Source organism: Staphylococcus lugdunensis (assembly GCF_001558775.1).
GTDB classification, from domain to species: Bacteria; Bacillota; Bacilli; order Staphylococcales; family Staphylococcaceae; genus Staphylococcus; species Staphylococcus lugdunensis.
The window spans coordinates 761,944-778,150 of the sequence record NZ_CP014022.1 but is presented as its reverse complement, the minus strand read 5'-3'; the positions used below and the strand labels follow the sequence as shown (position 1 = coordinate 778,150).

16 protein-coding genes are annotated in these 16,207 nt (G+C 33.7%); 10 read left to right on the top strand and 6 right to left on the bottom strand.

Annotated features, from left to right (window positions below; all coding sequences use genetic code 11):
- Positions 1 to 15 precede the first annotated feature (15 nt).
- On the top strand, positions 16 to 1,824 hold the full coding sequence (gene pepF, locus AL499_RS03685; protein WP_002459511.1) for an oligoendopeptidase F: 1,809 nt from the start codon (positions 16 to 18) through the stop codon (positions 1,822 to 1,824).
- 645 nt (positions 1,825 to 2,469) lie between these two features.
- Here the strand turns inward: pepF and yjbH are convergent.
- The 3 genes from yjbH to AL499_RS03670 form a co-directional block, all read right to left on the bottom strand.
- The gene (yjbH, locus tag AL499_RS03680) at positions 2,470 to 3,267 is read right to left on the bottom strand and encodes a protease adaptor protein YjbH (RefSeq protein ID WP_002459509.1); all 798 of its coding nucleotides are present in this window, start codon (positions 3,265 to 3,267) and stop codon (positions 2,470 to 2,472) included.
- A 22-nt stretch (positions 3,268 to 3,289) separates the two neighbouring features.
- Positions 3,290 to 3,655 carry a truncated hemoglobin YjbI gene (locus tag AL499_RS03675; protein ID WP_002459508.1) on the bottom strand — a complete coding sequence of 122 codons (366 nt, stop codon included), beginning with the start codon at positions 3,653 to 3,655 and terminating at the stop codon, positions 3,290 to 3,292.
- 99 nt (positions 3,656 to 3,754) lie between these two features.
- The gene (locus tag AL499_RS03670) at positions 3,755 to 4,327 is read right to left on the bottom strand and encodes a CYTH domain-containing protein (protein WP_002493112.1); all 573 of its coding nucleotides are present in this window, start codon (positions 4,325 to 4,327) and stop codon (positions 3,755 to 3,757) included.
- Between the two features lie 193 nt (positions 4,328 to 4,520).
- Here AL499_RS03670 and AL499_RS03665 point away from each other — a divergent pair, with 193 nt between their 5' ends.
- The 7 genes from AL499_RS03665 (at position 4,521) to fabI (ending at position 11,519) form a co-directional block, all read left to right on the top strand.
- Positions 4,521 to 4,868, top strand: coding sequence for a UPF0738 family protein (locus tag AL499_RS03665; protein ID WP_002459506.1), 348 nt, complete (start codon positions 4,521 to 4,523; stop codon positions 4,866 to 4,868).
- Between the two features lie 16 nt (positions 4,869 to 4,884).
- Positions 4,885 to 5,520 (top strand): GTP diphosphokinase, encoded by a 636-nt coding sequence (gene yjbM / locus AL499_RS03660; protein WP_037540865.1) that lies wholly within the window; start codon positions 4,885 to 4,887, stop codon positions 5,518 to 5,520.
- Between the two features lie 14 nt (positions 5,521 to 5,534).
- Positions 5,535 to 6,344 carry an NAD kinase gene (locus AL499_RS03655; RefSeq protein ID WP_002478415.1) on the top strand — a complete coding sequence of 270 codons (810 nt, stop codon included), beginning with the start codon at positions 5,535 to 5,537 and terminating at the stop codon, positions 6,342 to 6,344.
- Entirely contained in the window at positions 6,341 to 7,195 is an 855-nt protein-coding gene (locus tag AL499_RS03650; RefSeq protein ID WP_062248863.1) for an RluA family pseudouridine synthase, read from the top strand. The genes AL499_RS03655 and AL499_RS03650 overlap by 4 nt, the downstream gene beginning before the upstream one ends.
- A gap of 31 nt (positions 7,196 to 7,226) precedes the next feature.
- Positions 7,227 to 8,606, top strand: a complete 1,380-nt coding sequence (gene mgtE / locus AL499_RS03645) for a magnesium transporter (RefSeq protein ID WP_371089513.1) — start codon at positions 7,227 to 7,229, stop codon at positions 8,604 to 8,606.
- Between the two features lie 10 nt (positions 8,607 to 8,616).
- On the top strand, positions 8,617 to 10,461 hold the full coding sequence (locus AL499_RS03640) for a monovalent cation:proton antiporter family protein (RefSeq protein ID WP_002459501.1): 1,845 nt from the start codon (positions 8,617 to 8,619) through the stop codon (positions 10,459 to 10,461).
- 287 nt (positions 10,462 to 10,748) lie between these two features.
- Positions 10,749 to 11,519, top strand: coding sequence for an enoyl-ACP reductase FabI (gene fabI / locus AL499_RS03635; protein WP_002459500.1), 771 nt, complete (start codon positions 10,749 to 10,751; stop codon positions 11,517 to 11,519).
- Between the two features lie 319 nt (positions 11,520 to 11,838).
- Here the strand turns inward: fabI and cozEa are convergent, their stop codons facing one another.
- The gene (gene cozEa, locus AL499_RS03630; protein WP_002459499.1) at positions 11,839 to 12,924 is read right to left on the bottom strand and encodes a lipoteichoic acid biosynthesis protein CozEa; all 1,086 of its coding nucleotides are present in this window, start codon (positions 12,922 to 12,924) and stop codon (positions 11,839 to 11,841) included.
- Between the two features lie 220 nt (positions 12,925 to 13,144).
- Between cozEa and AL499_RS03625 the strand changes: the two genes are divergently transcribed.
- On the top strand, positions 13,145 to 13,885 hold the full coding sequence (locus tag AL499_RS03625; protein ID WP_037540867.1) for an esterase family protein: 741 nt from the start codon (positions 13,145 to 13,147) through the stop codon (positions 13,883 to 13,885).
- A gap of 310 nt (positions 13,886 to 14,195) precedes the next feature.
- Here the strand turns inward: AL499_RS03625 and AL499_RS03620 are convergent, their stop codons facing one another.
- On the bottom strand, positions 14,196 to 14,933 hold the full coding sequence (locus tag AL499_RS03620) for an SDR family oxidoreductase (RefSeq protein ID WP_002492859.1): 738 nt from the start codon (positions 14,931 to 14,933) through the stop codon (positions 14,196 to 14,198).
- Between the two features lie 3 nt (positions 14,934 to 14,936).
- Positions 14,937 to 15,356: a MerR family transcriptional regulator gene (locus tag AL499_RS03615; protein WP_002492861.1), complete on the bottom strand. Its 420-nt coding sequence runs from the start codon at positions 15,354 to 15,356 to the stop codon at positions 14,937 to 14,939.
- 337 nt (positions 15,357 to 15,693) lie between these two features.
- On the opposite strand from AL499_RS03615, the gene AL499_RS03610 reads away from it, so the two are divergent.
- A complete protein-coding gene (locus AL499_RS03610) occupies positions 15,694 to 16,200 on the top strand; it encodes a YjcG family protein (RefSeq protein WP_002478410.1) in 507 nt (168 codons plus the stop codon).
- Positions 16,201 to 16,207 lie beyond the last annotated feature (7 nt).

Genomic DNA, 16,207 nt, shown 5'->3' with positions numbered 1-16,207 from the left:
AAGGAGGTATATATAATGAGTCAACAACTAACTCGCGAAGAACAAGAACAACAATATCCTCAATATACTTGGGATTTAACTACTATTTTTGAAAGTGATGAAGCGTTCGAACAAGCGTTTAAATCAGTTGAAAATAAAATTGGAGAAGAGCAACGATATCAAGGACATCTTGGTGATAATGCACAAACATTATATGAGGCTTTGGCCTTTGAAGATGAACTAGGAAGTCAACTTGAAAAAGTATATGTTTATGCCCATTTAAAACAGGACCAAGATACTGCCAATGATAAATATACTGGTTTCGAGTCACGTGCGCATCAACTAATTATTAAGTTTAGCTCAGCTTGGAGCTTTTTAATTCCTGAAATTTTACAAATTGATGAAGCTAAAATTCAAACGTTCATCGATGAAAATGATAATTTAAAGCGATACGCGTTTGATTTAAAATTAATCAATGAAAAGCGTGAACATATTTTAGATGCAGATACGGAAAAATTATTAACTGAAGCTCAAGATGCATTATCAACACCGTCAAATGTCTATGGTATGTTTTCAAATGCAGATTTGGAATTTGAAGATGCAATTGATAAAGATGGTAATACACACCCATTAACACAAGGTACATTTATTAAATATCTAGAGTCAGATGACCGGAAGTTGCGTGAATCAGCATATAAAAATGTCTATAAAGCATATGGTTCTCATAATAATATGTTAGGCGCAACATTAGCTGGTGAAGTGAAAAAGAATGTATTTAATGCAAGAACGCATCATTATAAATCTGCACGTCAACGTGCATTAAGTAACAATCATATTCCAGAAGAAGTCTATGACAATTTAGTGGATACAGTTCACAAATATTTACCGTTATTACACAGATACACTAAATTACGTCAAGAATTACTAGGTTTAGATGACTTGAAAATGTACGACTTATATACACCATTAGTAAAAGATATTAAATTTGAAATGCCTTATGAAGAAGCGAAATCATGGATGCTTAAAGCACTAGAACCTATGGGCGAAGAATATTTAAATGTCGTCAAAGAAGGCTTAGAAAATCGTTGGGTAGACGTATATGAAAATAAAGGTAAACGTTCAGGTGGCTACTCTTCAGGTGCGCATTTGACGAATCCGTTTATTTTATTAAACTGGTCTGATACTATATCGGATTTGTATACATTAATTCATGAATTTGGTCATTCAGCTCATAGTTATTTTAGTCGACAAAATCAACCTTCAAATGCGAGTGATTACTCAATATTTGTGGCAGAAGTTGCTTCTACATGTAATGAAGCGCTTTTAAGTGATTATATGGATAAGCATCTTGATGACGAACGTCGTTTACTATTATTAAACCAAGAGTTAGAACGTTTTAGAGCAACATTATTCCGTCAAACGATGTTTGCAGAATTTGAACACAAGATTCATCAAATTGAAGAAGCGGGAGAACCATTGACACCTACTCGCATGAACGAAGAATATGCAGCTTTAAATAAACAATATTTTGGAGAAACTGTGGAAACAGATGAAGATATCAGTAAAGAATGGTCTAGAATTCCACATTTCTATATGAATTATTATGTTTATCAATATGCAACAGGTTATAGTGCCGCTCAAAGTTTAAGTCATCAAATATTGACAGAAGGTAAACCGGCCGTAGAACGCTATATCAATGAATTCTTGAAAAAAGGTAGTTCAAATTATCCAATTGAAATATTGAAAAATGCCGGTGTTGACATGACTTCACCAAAACCAATCGAACAAGCATGTGAAGTATTTGAACAAAAATTAGATGCATTTGAAAAATTAATAAAAGCATAGGCTGTGGTGAATGTTCGTATTGGTCACGCTTACAATTTGTCAAGTTTGTGACAAATTGAATGAAACAAGAATTTCTTATTGAAACACCTTGTTGTGCGTGTTATATTATGAACATGAAATTAATCACATAACAAACATACCCCTTTGTTTGAAGTGAAAAATTTCTCCCATCCCCTTTGTTTAGCGTCGTGTAATCAGACACGGCGTTTTTTTATACCCAAAAACAAAACATTCAAACGAGACACAAAAAATCAAACAAAGCAACCAAAAACACAAATAAAAAACGAACAGGGCCCCAGCACAAAGAAATTCCGTAAGAAATTCAACAGAAACGTGCAAGCTGGGGAACGGGGCCCCAGCACAAAGAATTTCCGTAAGAAATTCAACAGAAATGTGCAAGCTGGGGAAACAGGACCCCAACAAAGAGAAATGCCCAAGTATTTCAACAAAAACGTGCCCCAGTAAGGTATTTAAAAAACAATTATATTTTTATGTATAGAAATGGGAGTTATCAAAGTAGCAGGGCGTTAATTGATTTCTTTGTTGGCAAAAAGCCGAACATTATTATCAGTAAATACAAAAACCACACATCAACTAGTATTAGATGCGTGGTTTTATATATGTGTAGATAAAGTATAAAATCTCCTACAATTTTGGCATTTTAGATTTCCAAAAATGTCCTTCAGGATAATATAATTTTTCGATTTTTTGTTGTAAAACGAGTTTTTTCAATTCTTTATTAAGCAATTTTTCTGGCCATTCATAAATGGTTAATAATTCTTCCATCGTGACAAGTTGTTTTTTCTGGATATATATTTCCAATTTAGGTGGAAGTTGCTTTTCAATCGGAGTGCCCATTAATTCGTTAATAATATACGTATATATATGGTATGGATATAATCCTTCAACTTTCAGACCTTCTTCATGAATGTTCTCATTGAAGAATACAAGTGAAGGAGATTGTTCAATTTCCATTTCTCTAGCAATATGAAGATCTACTTTCAGACTTTCAGTTAATTTACTAGTTTGTAAATCCTCTTTGAACACTTCATAATCAAGCCCAGCATTTTTAATACAATTACAAATCATATCTTCTGTAATAATATCGCATTTAGGGACAATCTCATTTTGCATTAAATGTATAAAGCGTTCAGCTCTGAGCCGACCTTGTAATTCTGCAGCTTTATATGCTAAAGCAATATTATCAAACTCTGATGTACTTTGAGCTTGGCATTTGGTCAAGACGCGTAATGAAGGATTTAGTATATGTCTTATTCTAATGTATTGATTATATTCAATTCGAAGTTTAGAAATCAATGCAGATAATTTAAAGCAATCTGAGTCAAATGGGTCAAAAAATGAATAGATTTCAATTTTGCTTACAGGTGACAGATTTGCATCTTCACGACTCTCATTGTGCATTAATTTTAATTCTTCAGCCATGTTTTTCACCTTCAATGTCTAGTTAAGCATTTACCATATGGTTCGCAGTTAAGCGAAGTCGCTCATATAAGTATTCACCAACACCGGCTGGAAATTGTGCGGCTTGGATTGCTATATACATATTTTCCAACCATGCGTCACGTTCATATGTTGTAATTTTAAATCTTAAGTGTCGCTTCTTAAGCATTGGATGTCCATGTTCAGCTGTGTATAAATTAGGACCACCCAGAAATTGCGTTAAGAATTGCTTTTGCTTTCGACTTGTTTCTTGAAAATCTCCAGGAAATAAGTGATTAATTCTGTCGTCTTGTTCTACGAGAGTATAAAAATGATCTATCATCTTGTAAAGCGCTTCTTGACCTATAATGTCGTAAGGTGTTGATGTCATGTAATCACCTATTTCTTGTAATTATATATCTAATATAACATGAATTTTTACATTTAAAAGTATTTCGCCTTCCAGTACAACGCTTTAATATTTATATAATCATTGTGCTTTGTAATCGAAGAATCGCTGTACTTTGTTCTTAGGTTTAACATAGTCAATTGCACATTCTTGAAGAAAATTTAGAAAAATTTGCTTGCCTTGTTCGTAATCATTAACCTCAAATTCAAGTTCATAGTCTTCAGTTCCCAAGTATTCACTATGGTCAAGAACAAGAAGTTGATGTTTAAAGTATATTTCCATGCGATGTGTTGTTAGGGAACCTAAAATATTTAATTCATCATCAGTTATACCGAATTGCATCAATTGATGTTGAATATCTTCAGGAAATTGTTGTAATGTCAAAGTTTTACCAATTTCAGGTATAAGACTGGTGGAATGATTATATTCAGTTAATCCAACAGTTGCAGGTACTTTTAAAGTAAGTTCATAGCTGTCATCTTTGACACGGATGCGCAAAGCACTATGGTTAGCTTTCAGTTTAAAATCGCTAGTATCTATATAAAAATTTGTTTGTGAAAAAGGTATAACATTTTGAAAATACTTTTGACGGATATCATCATATTGTGAAGCAGTTAATAACTGTTTAAATTCAATTTCGTGATTTGTTGACATGGATTGACACTCCTTTAACACATGCTGTGATAATAACATTAATATTATGCAGTAATTCATCAAAAAGTTAAAGTAAACGTGTGCGCTGGGATATTATTAAACCACTGTGGTTTCTTTTGCAAGTACTAGTTTGAAACATGTGTTATGTATGAGATTTATGTTAAAATAGTAACGAAAATAAGGAGGAACAGGCATGCGTATTTATGTAAATGAAATTAAAGTTAAAGATGATGGCATTTATTGCTACTCAGATGACCCAACAGATGGTTTGGAAGAAGTAGGACAAATGCTTGTAGATAGTGATAATTATGGATTTGCTTACATATTAGATGATGGACAGTCCTATTCATACCTCATTTTTGTAGAAGAAACATGGTCAATGTTGCATGAAAATAGAGATAAAACCATTATTGTAAATGATGATTTGAAATTAGAACATTTTCAGGAAGAATTCGATTTTATACTAGATAATATCGTTGGCAATAATAATTATGGTAAGGAGTTTGTAGCAGCAGTAGAAAAAACTTTTGAACTAGAGTGAAGCGGAGTGAAGTAATATGAATCAATGGGATCAATTTTTAACACCTTATAAGCAAGCTGTAGATGAATTAAAAGTAAAACTTAAAGGATTACGTAAGCAATATGAAGTTGGAGAACATGCATCGCCCATTGAATTTGTCACCGGCCGTGTTAAGCCAATTACTAGTATAATCGATAAAGCGAATAAGAGAGGTATACCCTTTGATCGCTTGCAACAGGAAATGTATGATATCGCTGGATTAAGAATGATGTGTCAATTTGTAGATGACATTGATGTTGTCGTTAAGATGTTACGACAAAGACAGGATTTTAGAGTGATTGAAGAGAGTGACTATATTAATAATACAAAACAAAGTGGCTATCGTTCGTATCATGTAATTATCGAATATCCAATTGAGACATTAGATGGTCAGAAAAAGATTTTAGCTGAAATTCAAATTCGTACTTTAGCGATGAATTTCTGGGCTACGATCGAACACACATTACGTTATAAATATGATGGCGATTATCCAGATGAGATACAGCACCGATTAGAACGTGCTGCTGAAGCGGCTTATTTACTTGATGAAGAAATGTCTGAAATTAAAGAAGAAATACAAGAAGCACAAAAATATTATTCACAAAAACGAGCTAAAAAACATGATAATAATTAATGAGGTGTAAAGTAATGCGTTATACGATTCTATCCAAAGGTGACTCGAAGTCGAATGCATTAAAGCATAAAATGATTAGTCATATGAAGGACTTTCACATGACACAAAATGATGAGAATCCAGAAATAGTTATATCTGTTGGTGGAGATGGTACTTTACTTCAAGCATTTCATCAATACAGTCATATGCTTTCCCAAGTCGCTTTTGTAGGGGTGCACACTGGTCACTTAGGATTTTATGCTGATTGGTTACCTCATGAAGTGGAAAAATTAATTATAGAAATTAATAATTCTGAGTTTCAAGTCATTGAATACCCATTATTAGAAATGATTGTACGCTATAATGATAATGGTTATGAGACGCGTTACTTGGCATTGAATGAAGCAACGATGAAAACGGATAATGGCTCTACACTGGTTGTTGATGTTAATATTCGTGGTAAACATTTTGAACGCTTTAGAGGAGATGGTTTGTGTATCTCTACACCATCTGGGTCTACTGCTTATAATAAGGCGTTGGGAGGGGCATTAATTCATCCTTCCCTTGAAGCAATTCAAATTGCTGAAATTGCCTCAATCAATAATAGAGTATTCCGTACGGTCGGTTCACCACTTGTCTTGCCTAAGCACCATACATGTTATATCACACCTGTAAACCATGATACAATTCGTACAACCATTGATCATGTCAGCATTAAACATAAAAATGTCAGCGGTATTCAATATAGAGTTGCCAATGAAAAAGTAAGGTTTGCTCGTTTTAGACCTTTCCCATTTTGGAAACGTGTCCATGATTCCTTTATTGAAAGTGATGACGAACGATGAGATTCACTTATGCAATCAAATCACCTGATGTACTAAAGTCATTTTTACAACAACAAGGTTTTTCCAAGAAAACGACAAGCGCCATTAAACAAAATGGCGCTTTACTTGTTAATCATGAGCCGGTCACAGTGCGTTATCAATTGCAACCGGGAGATAAGCTCACGATTATTTTGCCTACTGAAATTCCAAGTGCTAATTTACAAGCCTTTCACCATCCACTTGATATTGTTTACGAAGATGATTATCTATTAATCGTATGTAAACCGAGTTTACAAAATTGTGCACCATCGAGGGAGCATCCACATGAAAGTTTAATTGAACAAGTGCTAGCTTATTGTCACGAGAATGATAATGATTTTACACCACATATTGTGACAAGACTGGATCGTAATACCACAGGTTTAGTGTTATTAGCTAAACATGGTCACATTCATCATCTCTTGTCACATATCAAAATAAACAAGCGTTATATAGCACTGTGTCATGGCGCAACTCAGCCAGAAGGAATTATAGAAGCGCCTATAGCCCGTGCAAATGATAGTATTATTACGCGGCAAGTTTCATCCACTGGTAAGTATGCTAAATCAACTTATCGAACGCTTAATAGCAAACAAAACGTTAGTTTATGTGAAGTTACATTACATACAGGACGCACACATCAAATCCGTGTACATTTTCAATACATTGGACATCCTTTGATAGGAGATGCGTTATATGGTGGAAATCATGGTAAGATTCACAACCATTGTTTGCAATGTACGGCATTACAATTTAAGCATCCTATTTTGCATCAAACGATATCAATAACTATTGATTATAAACAACTAATATGCCTGTATAACATGCTATAATAAACCAGTAATGGAGGTGTTCCAATTGTCTATGGAGATAGAGAAAGCGGACAATGATCAACATGCGGTATATAACCAATCACTACTAGATGAATTATTAAATAACAATGATATTGATGATTTTAGAAAAGAATTTCTCGCAATGCATTCATATGAGCAAAGCGAGTATTTTGAGGATAGCGATAATGTTATTAGACATAAAATATTTCAATTGTTATCACCTCAAGAAGTTGCTGGATTTTTCGATCAATTAGAAATAGATGATGAGGATTATGAGCAATTATTCGACACAATGAATGCACAATATGCAAGTAAAGTTTTAGAAGAAATGTCCTACGATAACGCGGTAGATATATTAAATGAGTTATCAAAACCCAAAGTAGCAAGTTTGCTGACATTGATGAATAAAGACGATGCCAATGAGATTAAGGCATTACTGCATTATGAAGAAGATACAGCCGGCGGGATTATGACGACGGAATATATATCATTAGAGGCTGAAACACCAGTTAAAGAAGCATTGATGCTTGTCAAATCACAAGCTCCTGATGCAGAGACCATCTATGTTATTTTCGCAACGAATGTAGAAGGACAATTGGTTGGTGTTCTATCATTACGTGACTTAATTGTTTCTGAAAATGATGCTTATATAGAGGACATTATGAGTGAGCGTGTAATTAGTGTGAACGTTGCAGACGACCAAGAGCATGTTGCACAAAAAATGAGAGACTATGATTTTATTGCGTTACCAGTTGTTGATTATCAGGACCATCTGCTTGGGATCATAACTATTGACGATATTTTAGATGTTATGGATGAAGAAGCTAGTGAAGACTATTCTCGTTTGGCCGGTGTTTCTGACATTGATTCAACGAATGATTCAATTGTAAAAACAGCAGCAAAACGTTTACCTTGGCTCATTATTTTAACATTTTTAGGTATGATAACAGCTACCATTTTAGGCAATTTTGAAGATACTTTATCTAAAGTTGCTTTATTAGCAGCATTTATTCCAATTATCAGCGGGATGTCAGGAAATTCAGGCACTCAATCACTAGCCGTTTCAGTTCGGAATATTTCGACAGGAGAGATTGATGAACAAAGTAAGTTTAGAGTTGCATTACGTGAAGCGGGGAGTGGCATGTTATCTGGTTCGGTTTGCGCTATCATCTTATTTCTAATTATCGTTGTTGTTTTCAAACAGCCGTTTTTAGCTTTAATTGTTGCAGCAAGTTTAACTATAGCTATGACGGTTGGTACTTTAGTAGGTTCCATGATTCCATTATTAATGAATAAAATAAACATCGATCCTGCAGTAGCAAGCGGTCCGTTTATTACTACAATTAATGACATTGTTAGTATGTTAATTTATTTCGGATTAGCAACATCATTTATGTCATATTTAACTTAGGGGGGCGCATATGGAGTTTTTCTCACTTGTAATTGTTGTCGTAGCGGCATTTTTTACGCCGATATTAGTAAATCGTTTAAATATTAGTTTTTTACCTGTTGTTGTAGCAGAAATTTTAATGGGAGTGATTATTGGGAATTCTTTTCTAAATTTAGTTGAAAAGGATAGCATGCTCAATATTTTATCAACGCTTGGCTTTATCTTTTTAATGTTTTTAAGTGGTCTTGAGATTGATTTTTCAGCCTTTAAAAAAGACACACGCAATCGTCAGGGGCAAAGTCAAGAGGATAAAAATGTGCCTAGCCATTTAAATATGGCGTTAACTGTTTTTATCTTTATTATGATTATTTCTATTGTTTTAGCTTATGCTTTTAAATGGCTAGGTTTAGTTGATGATGTGCTATTGATGATCATTATTATTTCGACCATTTCTTTAGGTGTTGTCGTGCCAACGCTAAAGGAAATGAATATTATGCGCACGACGATTGGACAGTTTATTTTATTAGTAGCAGTATTAGCAGACTTGTTTACTATGGTGTTATTGACAGTATACGGTGCATTAAATGGTCAAGGTGGCGGTTCGATATGGTTATCAGCGATTTTAGTTGTTTTTACCGCTATTTTTTATATTATTGGTATTCTGTTCAAACATATGTCCTTTTTACAAAAATTAATGTCAGGTACAACACAAATTGGAATCCGTGCGATTTTTGCATTAATTATTTTATTAGTAGCATTGGCTGAAGGCGTGGGTGCTGAATACATTTTAGGTGCGTTTTTAGCTGGTGTCGTAGTTTCATTACTTAAACCCGATGAGGAGCTTGTGCAAAAATTAGATTCATTTGGTTATGGCTTTTTTATACCGATATTTTTTATTATGGTTGGTGTAGATTTAGACATACCATCACTTATTAAGGAACCCGCTTTATTGATTATTATACCGGTATTGATAGGTGCATTTTTAATATCAAAACTCTTACCAGTATTATTTATTCGACGATGGTTTGATACGAAAACAACCATTGCGTCAGCATTTTTACTCACTTCAACATTGTCATTAGTTATTGCGGCGGCGAAGATAGCAGAACAGCTAAAAACGATATCGTCAGAGACATCTGGTATTTTAATCCTCAGTGCCGTGATTACTTGTGTCTTTGTACCTGTTGTTTTTAAAAAATTATTCCCAATTCCAGATGAAGTTAATCGACGTATTGAAGTGGCGCTCATTGGGAAAAATCAACTAACCATACCAATTGCACAAAATCTAACATCACAGCTTTACAATGTGTCTTTATATTTTAGAAAAGATTTAAGTGATCATCGTCATTTGGCTGATAGTATTACTGTACTAGAAATCAATGATTATGACGAGGCGATATTAACTCGATTAGGTTTATTTGATAATGATATTGTCGTATGTGCAACCAATGATGATGATATCAATCGTCGTGTTGCGATGATGGCAGAAGAACACGGTGTTAATCGAGTGATTTGTCGTTTAGAGACAATGACTGATGACGTGGGAATGAAAAATTCTGGCATAGAAATATTCAGCAACTTTTTAAGCAATAAAATTTTTCTTAAAGGACTTATTGAAACACCCAATATGCTTAATTTACTAAGCAATGTGGAAACATCTTTATATGAAATTGAGATGTTAAATCATAAATATGAAAATCTAGAATTGCGTAATTTCCCATTTGGTGGCGATGTTATCTTTGTACGCATAATTAGAAATAATGAGTCTATCGTGCCACATGGTGATACACAGTTGCGTTATAAAGATCGTTTAATTGTAACAGGGTCTAAGGAATATGTAGATGAACTTAAAGGCGAGTTAGAATTTTATTATTAAGGGAGTGAAAATGTTACTCAATGTGAATTTGTAGTCCTGGCCCGGCAAGGTTGACTAGGATTGAAAAAACGTGGTATCAATGTATTTTCAATCCAGTCAACTACTGCCAATATTTAGTTTTAGCTTAAAACATAATGATGTCTCAGGCTCAGGAACATACATGTTACACCACAAGTACCGAGGGCATTAAAACACTTTATTAGACACTAGAAATAGTGTTAAAATGTTGTATGATGCATAGAAGAGAGAGTTATGTATATAAAAAACGAAACAAGGAGATAGTTTAAATGTTAAATCTTGAAAATAAAACGTTTGTCATTATGGGTATTGCAAATAAACGCAGTATTGGGTTTGGCGTAGCTAAAGTATTAGATAAGTTAGGCGCAAAGTTGGTATTTACATACCGTAAAGAACGCAGCCGTAAAGAATTAGAAAAATTATTGGAACAATTAAATCAAAATGATCCAAAATTGTATCAAATTGATGTGCAAAAAGACGAAGATGTTATTAATGGTTTTGCTAAAATTGGTGAAGAAGTAGGCAATATTGATGGCGTTTATCATTCAATTGCCTTTGCAAATATCGAAGATTTACGTGGTCGCTTCTCTGAAACATCACGTGAAGGTTTCTTATTAGCTCAAGATATCAGTTCATATTCATTAACACTTGTAGCGCATGAAGCTAAAAAAATTATGCCTCATGGCGGTAGTATTGTGGCAACAACATATCTTGGTGGCGAATTTGCCGTTCAAAATTATAATGTGATGGGTGTAGCTAAAGCAAGTTTAGAAGCGAATGTTAAGTATTTAGCGCTAGACCTTGGGCAAGATAACATCCGTGTAAATGCGATTTCTGCTGGCCCAATTCGCACACTTAGTGCTAAAGGCGTAGGTGGTTTCAATACAATTTTGAAAGAGATTGAGGAACGCGCACCTTTACGTCGTAATGTAGATCAAGAAGAAGTCGGTAAGACAGCAGCATATTTACTTAGTGACTTATCTAGTGGTGTGACAGGTGAAAATATTCATGTAGATAGTGGATTCCACGCGATTAAATAATGATATTTTATTGAACACCGTTTGCATACCATAAATATATGGTAAGACACGGGGCCCCAACAAAAAGAATTTCGATAAGAAATTCCACAAGCTCAGGAAGTTGGGGTGGGCCTCAACAAAGAGATGTTTGAAATGAAAGCCAACAAACAAAGCGAGTTGGGGTAGCAAAAGAAAGCTGTTTCTTAAGAAAGCAAACCAACAATATAAAATGTTTTAAATAAGCCAGTAAATGAGTTTAAATACAACCCATTTACTGGCTATTTTTCTAGGAATGATGGTCCAGTTTCTTCTTTAGTTTGAAAACATTACACTGCTCTTATTAATCTTTAACGTCACTATTGGCTTTATCCATAATACGAGTGCGGTACTTAAAGATGTTGCTCGCGACTGTTTTCAACACTGCGTATAATGGAACTGCGATAAGTATGAGTGTAAATCCACCTAAATCGCCAGCTGCTAAAATAACGACGATAATTGTTAATGGGTGAATGCTTAACGATTTACCCATTACATTTGGTGTAATGACATTACCTTCAAGTTGTTGTGCAATTAATGTGACTATACAAACCCAGATAAATGTTGTAGGGCTATCGATAATTCCTAAAATGCCAGCTGGTGCGAATGATAACCATGGGCCTAAGAAAGGAATTAAGTTAGCAACACCAGCAAATAATACGAGTAAAGGTGTGTATGGTAATCCGATAATTGTATAACCGATATATAAGATGATTCCTAGGATAACACTAACGGTAACCTGTCCTTGGATATATGATTTTAATGTAAAGTTTAAATCCTGTAATAAACCTACAGCAAAAACTTTACGCTCTCCTTTGAAAAATTTAGCCACAGCTGGAATAAACTTTTCATGATCTTTTAACATATAAATTAAGAAGAACGGTACCATAACCAACAAGAAGATAGTAGAAATAAATGAAGTAATATAACTTAAAGAGTTGGCTAATACATCAGATACGCCATCTCCTAAAGACTTCACAGTATTATTAATACGAGTAGTCACATCACTAGGTAATTTATCCATTTGTTTTAGTGAGAAATTAATAATTCTTTCAACGTCATTTTGAATAGTTGGAATAGCATGAATTAAGCTATTAACATTTGAAATGATGATAGGTGCGATAAATGCAACAACAACTGCAACAATTGCAATCAAAGCAATAAAAATTGTCGTAATACTTGCCCATCTAGGGAAGCCAAATTTTTCCAATAATGTTTGAAATGGTAAACAAATATAAAATAGAAAACCACTTAGTATAAATGGAAGAAACACTGAACCAATGATGGTAGCAATTGGTGTGAATACGCTATGTACCTCCATAATTAATTTTATCAGTAAGAACAGAATTAATAATGCGACACCCGTTCTAAACCACACTTTATTAAGCATATGCTTAAGTCCTCCTAAATTTCATCATTCAATATATTTAAGTATATATCAAAACTTGTAACGACAAAAGTTATTTTAAATATAAACACAAATAAACAATTCAAGTTGAAGTCAAGATATTTTTTAAATGAACTTATCATTATTGTATTTTTCAAATCTTATTTTAAAAGTGAAAATCTCTTGTTACAATATGAATACGATAACTAGGGGGCCAGTCCAAATGTTAGATTTTAAGCCAGGTAAAATTAATAAACATATTTTACATAGTGATATATTACAAAGAGATATTACGTTATCTATATATTTACCCGAAACATATACTAATTTATCAAAATACGAAGTAATCATTTGCTTTGATGGGCTCGATTTTCTTAGATTTGGTCGTATTCAAAGAGACTATGAACGCTTAAGACAAAATGAACAAATCCATCCAGCCATAATCGTAGGATTTAACTATGAAGATGTAGATAAGCGACGTGCTGAGTTTCATCCACAAGGTCAACGCAGTTCACAGACGATTCAAGCTGTAGGTAAAGAGTTGTTACCGTTTATAGATCAAACATTCCCAACATATAAAGTGGGTAACGCGCGATTATTAATAGGAGATAGCTTAGCCGGAAGTATTGCATTAATGATTGGGCTTACTTATCCGACAATATTTAGTCAAGTTGCCATGTTAAGTCCGATGTATGATGACTCAATTAGAGCACGCTTTGAAGCATGTCAACAACGTGATCAGTTGACGTTATGGCAAGCAATTGGATTGGAAGAGGAAGATTTCAAGTTACCAACGACAGGAGCGCCAGCCAATTTTCTAACACCAAATCGAGAATTGTCGGCACTAATAAAGCGTTATGGTATGTCACACGAATATGTGGAATTTGATGGCGGACATAATTGGAAATCCTGGAAACCAATGTTAGAGGATATTTTGAAATATTTCTTAAAGGTCGAAGAATAAGAAGATTTATAATATGCATAGATTACCAATGGGCGTATCACAGGCAACACGATTGTTGATCAAAAAGCAGTTTGTTACAAGAAAGGTAGCGGGACTACGAATTTATTAGAATTCTGCCTCGCTCCGCGGCAAGAGTGACTAAGGTGGAAAAGCTTGATATAAGCGTATTTTTAATACAGTCTATTCATATATAGTTTAGAGCTTAAAACGTAATTATGTTTTAAGCTCTAAATAGCTAGATTCATGCCAATAAAAATAATTCATATAATGAAATAATTTTTATTGTGCATTTAAGCTTATTTTTAAAGTTTTATAAAGCTTGTGCCGTCGGACGGATGATGATTTCATTAATTGAAGTTTCCACAGGTGTATCAATTGCAAATTGAATCGTACGTGCAACTTGTTCAGGTGGAATAGCTAGATTTGAGTAGAAGTCTTTAAGATTGTCTTTAATTTCTTGATCACTACCCTGTTGTGGTAATTCAGTTTGTACAGCTCCAGGTGAAATAACAGTTACACGTATATTTGATTGTACGCTTGCTTCCTCTTGTCGTAATGCTTCACTTGCTGCCCTTACACCAAACTTAGTAGCTGAATATACACCTGTTGTTGCGCCAGATTGGTGTGCAGATAATGAAGCAATATTGATAATATGACCTGATTGTTGCTTACGCATAGTAGGTAAGGCAGCATCTATACCATATAAAGTTCCTTTTAAGTTAACATCAATTATTTGATCCCATTCTTCAACCAAACCTTTTGAAAATTCAGACAATGGCATTAGTCCTGCATTATTAATCCATACATCAATTTTTTTATAGTTTTCTAATGTCACTTGAGCTACTTTTTTACTTTCTTCTAGTTTTGATACATTTGCAGTAACATAGATGGCTTGACCACCATCATTTCTAATATCATTAACTAATTGAACCAAACGTTCCTTACGTCGCGCAGCAATTACTAAAATATTACCAGCTTTAGCTAACATTTTGGCAGTTGCTTCTCCTATACCACTACTTGCTCCTGTGATTACAATTACTTTTGACATATGTTAATCGTCTCCTTTTTCATTTTTCCTTAGGGCTACATAAGCCTCATAGCGTGCTTTTTCTGTATAACCATTTTTTTGTAGTTCTGCTAAATGTTGATGGATTTGTATCTTTTTGACTAGATATTCACGAGTAGATATAAGTTCATTAATTTGTGTATCCAATTTAGTTAAAGTGTTATTCAAAAGTTGAGTTGATAATTGATGATTGTGAAATTCTTTCATAATTTGTTTGATATCTTGTAATGACATACCAACATTTCGATAATGTGCAATCGCCATAAGCGTATCCATAGTTATTTCATTAAAAATACGAATACCTTGCTTATTTCTAGGTATATTAATTAAACCTTCTTTTTCGTAAAAACGTATAGTGTGTGGTGAAAGTCCAGTCTCATTAGATACTTCTTTGATTGTCTTCATTGAATCTCCTTTCCAACATATCTTAACCATAAACCCTTAGAGTAACTCTAAGTCAAGCTTTAAGTATAATGAAATTATAAAGGTGGTAGCGGGACTACGAAATCATTATGAATTCTGCCTCGCTCAGCGGCAAGAGTGACTAAGGTGAAAAAGCTTGATATAATCGTATTTTTAATACAGTTAACTACTGCCAATACAGAGATCAAAGCTCAAAATATAATTATGTCCCAGACTTAATAATATTATTAGTCAAAAATAATTAATTATTTATTTTTAAGTAACGGTTTTCATGTGATTTTGATATAATAGAGCTATGTAAAACAAAGGAGGGGTAACAATGATTTTAGGATTAGCATTGATTCCATCAAAATCATTTCAAGATGAGGTGAACGCATACCGTAAACGTTATGATACTCATTACGCTCAAATTAAACCTCATATCACAATCAAGGCGCAATTTCATATTAATGAAACGGAATTAGATTCAGTTAAACAAGATATTAAAGCTAGAATTAGTGATATTGCACCTATTGATGTACATGTGACAAAAGCATCAAGTTTTAAGCCAACTAATAATGTTATCTACTTTAAAGTTGCGAAAACAGATGAATTAGAAAAATTATTTAAACAATTTAATACAGATGCTTTTTATGGTATAGCTGAACATGCATTTGTCCCACACTTTACTATCGCTCAAGGTTTATCAAGCCAAGAGTTTGAAGATATTTATGGACAAGTTAAATTAGCAGGGGTAGACCATAAAGAAGTTATTGAAGCATTATCACTCTTAGAATATGACAATCAAGAAGATAAGTGGAATGTTATTGATACATTTCAATTTTAAACAATAT

Bases quoted from the DNA above. Each gene is read 5' to 3' on its own strand.
- cozEa (WP_002459499.1), bottom strand. From the start codon at position 12,924: ATGCTTAATAAAGTGTGGTTTAGAACGGGTGTCGCATTATTAATTCTG.
- fabI (WP_002459500.1), top strand. From the start codon at position 10,749: ATGTTAAATCTTGAAAATAAAACGTTTGTCATTATGGGTATTGCAAAT.
- pepF (WP_002459511.1), top strand. From the start codon at position 16: ATGAGTCAACAACTAACTCGCGAAGAACAAGAACAACAATATCCTCAA.
- AL499_RS03640 (WP_002459501.1), top strand. From the start codon at position 8,617: ATGGAGTTTTTCTCACTTGTAATTGTTGTCGTAGCGGCATTTTTTACG.
- AL499_RS03650 (WP_062248863.1), top strand. From the start codon at position 6,341: ATGAGATTCACTTATGCAATCAAATCACCTGATGTACTAAAGTCATTT.
- mgtE (WP_371089513.1), top strand. From the start codon at position 7,227: ATGGAGATAGAGAAAGCGGACAATGATCAACATGCGGTATATAACCAA.
- AL499_RS03625 (WP_037540867.1), top strand. From the start codon at position 13,145: ATGTTAGATTTTAAGCCAGGTAAAATTAATAAACATATTTTACATAGT.
- yjbH (WP_002459509.1), bottom strand. From the start codon at position 3,267: ATGGCTGAAGAATTAAAATTAATGCACAATGAGAGTCGTGAAGATGCA.
- yjbM (WP_037540865.1), top strand. From the start codon at position 4,885: ATGAATCAATGGGATCAATTTTTAACACCTTATAAGCAAGCTGTAGAT.
- AL499_RS03620 (WP_002492859.1), bottom strand. From the start codon at position 14,933: ATGTCAAAAGTAATTGTAATCACAGGAGCAAGTAGTGGTATAGGAGAA.
- AL499_RS03665 (WP_002459506.1), top strand. From the start codon at position 4,521: ATGCGTATTTATGTAAATGAAATTAAAGTTAAAGATGATGGCATTTAT.
- AL499_RS03615 (WP_002492861.1), bottom strand. From the start codon at position 15,356: ATGAAGACAATCAAAGAAGTATCTAATGAGACTGGACTTTCACCACAC.
- AL499_RS03670 (WP_002493112.1), bottom strand. From the start codon at position 4,327: ATGTCAACAAATCACGAAATTGAATTTAAACAGTTATTAACTGCTTCA.
- AL499_RS03655 (WP_002478415.1), top strand. From the start codon at position 5,535: ATGCGTTATACGATTCTATCCAAAGGTGACTCGAAGTCGAATGCATTA.
- AL499_RS03675 (WP_002459508.1), bottom strand. From the start codon at position 3,655: ATGACATCAACACCTTACGACATTATAGGTCAAGAAGCGCTTTACAAG.
- AL499_RS03610 (WP_002478410.1), top strand. From the start codon at position 15,694: ATGATTTTAGGATTAGCATTGATTCCATCAAAATCATTTCAAGATGAG.